General features: G+C 66.7%; 4 protein-coding genes, 1 tRNA gene and 1 pseudogene. 3 read left to right on the top strand and 3 right to left on the bottom strand.

Going from position 1 to position 4135, the window contains the following annotated elements; genetic code table 11:
• Positions 1 to 83: 83 nt before the first annotated feature.
• A complete protein-coding gene (locus TVB01_RS16505) occupies positions 84 to 689 on the bottom strand; it encodes an ANTAR domain-containing response regulator (protein WP_422456986.1) in 606 nt (201 codons plus the stop codon).
• Positions 690 to 817: 128 nt separating this feature from the next.
• Between TVB01_RS16505 and TVB01_RS16500 the strand changes: the two genes are divergently transcribed.
• Positions 818 to 902, top strand: a tRNA-Leu gene (locus TVB01_RS16500).
• Entirely contained in the window at positions 875 to 1036 is a 162-nt protein-coding gene (locus TVB01_RS16495; RefSeq protein ID WP_422456985.1) for a hypothetical protein, read from the top strand. Before TVB01_RS16500 ends, TVB01_RS16495 begins: the two co-directional genes overlap by 28 nt.
• Here TVB01_RS16495 and TVB01_RS16490 read toward each other — a convergent pair.
• Both TVB01_RS16490 and TVB01_RS16485 read right to left on the bottom strand, forming a co-directional pair.
• Positions 971 to 2044 (bottom strand): annotated as a pseudogene (locus TVB01_RS16490) (MFS transporter); the annotation flags it as partial. The gene TVB01_RS16495 and the pseudogene TVB01_RS16490 overlap by 66 nt on opposite strands.
• Positions 2045 to 2212: 168 nt before the next feature.
• The gene (locus TVB01_RS16485; protein ID WP_422456984.1) at positions 2213 to 3151 is read right to left on the bottom strand and encodes a 5'-3' exonuclease; all 939 of its coding nucleotides are present in this window, start codon (positions 3149 to 3151) and stop codon (positions 2213 to 2215) included.
• Positions 3152 to 3281: 130 nt separating this feature from the next.
• Between TVB01_RS16485 and TVB01_RS16480 the strand changes: the two genes are divergently transcribed.
• Entirely contained in the window at positions 3282 to 4106 is an 825-nt protein-coding gene (locus TVB01_RS16480) for an SDR family NAD(P)-dependent oxidoreductase (RefSeq protein ID WP_422456983.1), read from the top strand.
• Positions 4107 to 4135: the final 29 nt, after the last annotated feature.

Here is a 4135-nt window from a genome sequence, read left to right as displayed (position 1 = left end):
CCAACCCCATCACGCGGCCCCCCAGGCAATGCGCCCCGGCCGGCACCGTGCCGGCGGGGGACTCTTGTTGTGCTGGTGTGTTCTTAGTTGACCTGGTTGATGATGGTCTCAGCAACCTCGCGCATGCTGAGGCGGCGGTCCATGGAAGTCTTCTGGATCCAGCGGAACGCTTCCGGTTCGGTCAGCCCCATCTTGGTGGTGAGCAGGCTCTTGGCGCGTTCCACCAGCTTGCGGGTAGCGAACTGTTCCTTGAGGTCGGTGACCTCATCTTCCAGCGCCTTGATTTCCTCATGCCGGGAGAGGGCTATCTCGATGGCGGGAATCAGGTCCGCAGGGGTGAAGGGTTTGACCACGTAGGCCATGGCGCCGGCTTCACGTGCCCGCTCCACCAGTTCCTTCTGGCTGAACGCCGTGAGCAGGACGACGGGCGCGATGCGGGCCTTGACGATGGCTTCAGCGGCGGTGATGCCGTCCATGACGGGCATTTTCACGTCCATGAGCACCAGGTCCGGCTTGAGCTCGTTGGCCATCTGCACGGCCTTTTCGCCGTTGTCTGCTTCGCCGACGACTTCATAGCCTTCGCCGGTCAGGATCTCCACGATGTCGAGGCGGATCAGCGTCTCGTCTTCAGCAACGAGGACGCGCCGCGCGGGGGTGTTGGACGGTACGGGCTCGGATGACTCAGACACAGATGCTCCTCTAAAGACGACAGCACTACCGGTGGCGCCGGCAGTTCACGAAATCAGACTATCTGCATGTAGAGTAGTTTCGCGCCCAACACGGTAGATCAGAACGTTTGATCAACATCACAGGGCCTGCCCGAATGGCGGAATTGGCAGACGCGCTGCACTCAAAATGCAGTATCGAAAGGTGTGTGGGTTCGAGTCCCACTTCGGGCACCAACAGCAGTCCAGGCGATGACGACCGCGACCAGCAGCACGGCCGCGTAGCCCAGGCCGGAGTACCCCGCCGCAGCGAGTACCGGACCGGCCAGCGCCCCGCCAAGCGCCCCCGCGGCGTTCATCCCCAGATCTGAAATCCCCTGGACCGCCGTGCGGTCGGGAACGGCCACGGACTCCGATACCAGGGCCGACGCCGACACCACCGAGGCAGACCAGCCCAGCCCCAGCAGGACCAGGCTGACGGTCACCACGGCGGAGGACTCTGAGCCGGTTCCGGCGAGGATCAAGGCAGAGAGCAGCAGGAGCTGTCCTCCCAAGATGACCTTCCGGCGTCCGGTTCTGTCCGAGAGCCAGCCAAAGACCGGGGAGAGCGCATACATTCCGGCGATGTGCAGGCTGATGGTGAAGCCGATGATGCTGATGGCCGCACCGTGGCTGGCCAGGTGGACCGGGGTCATCGACATCAGTGCGACCATCACTGCATGGCTGAGGGCGATGACCGCGACGGCATACCGTGCCGCCGGGGCATGCCGGAGGACCGAGAGTCCGCCGCGCCTGGGCCGGGACGGGCCCTGATCCGGGACCCCGTCGCCGTCGTCGCCGGACAGCCGCTTCAGGGCCAGCAGCGGATCCGGGCGCAGGCCGGAGAGGTAGACCGCCGCCGCAGCCAGCTGGGCTGAGAGCGAAAAGACGAAGGCACCCGTCAGCGGAGGCAGTCCCAGGGCGGCCCCGAGGACCTCGCCCGGACCAAAGAGATTCGGTCCCAGAACCGCGCCGATCGTGGTGGACCACAGCACCACGGACAGGTCTTTGCCCCGGGTCGCTTCCGTGGCCAGGTCACCAGCGGCGAACCGGGCCTGCAGGCTGACGGCGCTTCCGGCGCCAAGCAGCGCCAGCCCCGCGAGCAGCAGGGGGAAGATGCCGGTTACGGCCGAGCCGACGGCGGTGATGGAACCCACCGCTGCAATCAGGACTCCAGTGGAGAGGGAGACCCGGCGGCCGGACGTCTGCGCCAGCCGGGCCAGGGGAACCGCTGCCGCTGCCGCGCCCAGTGTGCTCATGGTGGCCGCCATGCCGGAGAAGGCGGGGGAGCCGGAGAGCTCTGCCGCCAGGAGAGCGCCCAGCGACAGCGTCGCGCCCATGCCGATCCCGCCCAGGATCTGGCCGGCCACGAGCACGGACAGTACCCGCCGCCGGGTGGGGAGGGCGGGTGCGGCCCTTGTCTTGTCCCTGCGTGCAGCCACCGTTGAACCGTTCCTCTGTGCCGTTGTTGTCTTCGGCAGGATATCCCGGAGCTGCCGCTGGACGGGTTAGCCGGTGGAATCCAGGGAATCGATCAGCCGGCGGACCGAACCTCCGAGGTTCCATTCCCCGGCCAGGGATTCGAGTTCGGCCCGCCGGTCTCCGGTCACCGGCGCAAGCCGGGCGCCGGCGTCTTCCGGGGACGGGACGTCAAGGTCCCGGACAATCCGCACCACGCTCGGCGCGGAGGCGAGGTAGTCCGCTGCCGCGGTCAGCTTCGCGCGCATGGCCGCGGACAGTTCGCTGCTTCGGTCTTCCACGGCGGCCTGCAGGGACTCCAGGGTGCCAAACTCGGCAAGCAGGGATGCCGCGGTCTTCTCTCCAATGCCTGCGACGCCGGGCAGGCCGTCGGAACTGTCGCCGCGCAGCGTCGCGTAGTCGGCGTACTGCTCGGGCAGCACGCGGTATTTAGCGACGACGGCGGCGTCGTCCATGTCCTTGAGGTTCTTCATTCCGCCCGCGGTGTAGAGCACCCGCACCTGGCGTGCGTCGTCAATGACCTGGAACAGGTCCCGGTCCCCGGTGACGACGTGGACCGGCATCGTGGCCTGCGCGGCGTAGCTGCCGATCACGTCATCAGCCTCGTAGCCGGGAACGCCGACCACCGGTATACCTGCCAGGGCGAGCATCCTGCGGATCATCGGGATCTGGGCCTCGAGCGCGTCCGGGACCACCTCGATGTCAGATCCGCCGTCAACGACGTGCGCCACCCGGTGCTCCTTGTAAGAGGGGAGCAGATCCACCCGCCACTGCGGGCGCCAGTCATCATCCCAGCACGCCACCAGGTGTGAGGGGGAAAACTCAGAGGTGAGCCTGGCGATCATGTCCGCCAGTCCGCGCACGGCGTTGACCGGTGTCCCGTCCCCGCGGCGGATCGAATCCGGGACTCCATAGAAGGCACGGAAGTACAGCGAGGCAGTATCCAGGAGCATCAGGCGATCAGGCATAGCCCGATCCTGCCATGGAAGAGCGCCGCCGTGGCCCCCTCCGGGGTGCCTTGTGCGGATGGATACCGTTCGCGCCACGGCACCGCTAAGGTGGGACCGTCTCGCCCGGTTCCCAGGAAAGCAGGCCTGCATGGCTCCCAAGACGATCGTGATCACCGGCGCGTCCGACGGCGTAGGTGCGGCCGCAGCGCGACGGCTCGCCAAGGACGGGCACCACGTCGTGATCGTCGGGCGTTCGCTGGAGAAAACGGCTGCCGTCGCTGCGGACACCGGCGGTGAATACTTCACTGCCGATTTCGCCGACCTCGGCCAGGTCCGCAGCCTGGCCTCCGACCTGCTGCAGCGCTACCCGCGGATCGACGTCCTGGCGAACAACGCCGGCGCCATCTTCGGCAAGGAACGCCAGGTCACGGTCGACGGGCACGAAATGACGTTCCAGGTGAACTATCTGGCGCCGTTCCTGCTCACCCGCCTCCTAACCGACCGGCTGCTGGATTCCAAGGGCACGGTGATCAACACCTCCAGCCTGGCCAACCGGCTGTTCGGCCACGTGGACCTCGACGACCTCGAACAGGAACGCGGCTACAAGCCCCAGAAGGCGTACGGCGACAGCAAGCTGGAGCAAATCCTCTTCACCGAGGAATTCGACAGGCGCTATCGTGCCGCCGGAGCCACGTCTACCTCCTTCCATCCGGGCACCATCGCGTCCAGCTTTTCCAATGCTCCGGGGACCGCGATGCACGCCGCCTATGCCACACCGCTCAAGAGGTTCCTGGGGACGCCGGAGAGTGGCGCCCGGACCCTGGTGTACCTGGCGGAAGGGACCCCGGGAGAGGACTATCCGACCGGAAAGTATTTTGTCCGCTGCAAGGTGGCCCGGCCCAATAAGCAGGCCGGAGATGCCCTGCTTGCCCTTGGCCTGTGGAACAAGTCCGTGGCCATGCTGGAGCGGTAGCGCCGGAAATCGCCAAGATGTCGGGGGGG

It is taken from the genome of Arthrobacter sp. 7Tela_A1, assembly GCF_049311065.1.
GTDB lineage: Bacteria > Actinomycetota > Actinomycetes > Actinomycetales > Micrococcaceae > Arthrobacter_B.
Note: the sequence above shows the minus strand (reverse complement) of the source record. Positions and strands in the feature narration are given on the sequence as shown.